Source organism: Acanthopleuribacter pedis, assembly GCF_017377855.1.
In the GTDB taxonomy this organism is placed as follows: domain Bacteria; phylum Acidobacteriota; class Holophagae; order Acanthopleuribacterales; family Acanthopleuribacteraceae; genus Acanthopleuribacter; species Acanthopleuribacter pedis.
The window spans coordinates 1-1,072 of the sequence record NZ_JAFREP010000094.1; the positions used below are offsets into that span (position 1 = coordinate 1).

The 1,072-nt window shown below is 65.9% G+C and carries 1 protein-coding gene; it reads right to left on the bottom strand.

The window, feature by feature from the left end; translation table 11 throughout:
- A partial coding sequence (locus J3U88_RS33990) for an RHS repeat protein (protein ID WP_207863676.1) occupies positions 1-1,072 on the bottom strand: 1,072 nt, incomplete at both ends.

The window sequence follows — 1,072 nt, forward strand, 5'->3', positions numbered from 1 at the left end:
TTCGTAGCGTGTGTGCATGTTCGCGACCGACACCTCGGTTAGGTTGCCGGCGGGGTCGTATTGATAGTTGAGGCTGGGACCGCCCTCGATCTGAACGCCGGTTAAACGGTTGAGGTTATAGCGGTAGCTTTGGGTCACCCCGTTGGCGTCTGTGAAGCTTTCAAGTCGGGTGAGGTCCTCGGATCCAGCCGGGTACACGAACTGTTCGCCGCTGCCGTCGGCGTGGGTTAGTTGCACGACCCGGCCCGTCGCATCGTAGGCCGGGGTGATGGTTTCCGAGATGGGGGTGCCGCCAGCGGGATGGACGGGCGCCTCGGCGATCAGAAAGTCGACGCGGCCGTCGCGCCAAGCGATGCGCCGCGCGGGGTGGTTGCCCTCGCTGATGACCACGGGCCGGCTTTCGGCGTCGTAGTCGGTGGTTTTGGGTGCGAGGCCGGGGTAACCCAGGGTGGTAACCCGGCCTTGGGTGTCGACCTCGGCAAATACCTGGTTGGGGAACTGCAGGGCGCGGTTATCGCCCTCGGCGAAGAGGACGTGGGTTTCGGGGCCGTTGCCGGCGTCGTAGGTCAGCGATTGCGGCGCGCCCCAGGCATTGAACTGCACCTCGGATGCGGCGCGGTGGGGTCGTTCGTGGCGGATCAGGTCACCCAAGGCGTTGAAATGGAAGCGCTCCGGGTGACCGGCGCTGGGCCGCAGGGTGATGCAACGCGGCTGCCCGTTGTTGTGGTACGCAACCGCCAGGTCGGCTTGTTTTTGGGTGCCGCGTTCCACCGTCAAACGCAGCGGGCGACCGGCTTCGTCGTACTCGGCGTAGTGGATGCGGCGGCCCTCGGTATCGATGATGTTGCTCAGGTTGAGGCCGTCGTAGTGGAACCGGGTGGTGCGGGTCGGCGTGTGGACGGCTTGCACGCGGTTGTGGGCGTCGCGCAGGACGGCGTTTTGCACGGCGTAGCTTCCGTCGGGTTTTTGGACGGTTAGGGCCTCGAACTGACCGTCGGCGTCGTAGTAGAGGCGGCTGTTGCTGTTGTCCGGGCCGGTGATGTCGACGCGGCGGTCGGCCTCGTGCCACGCG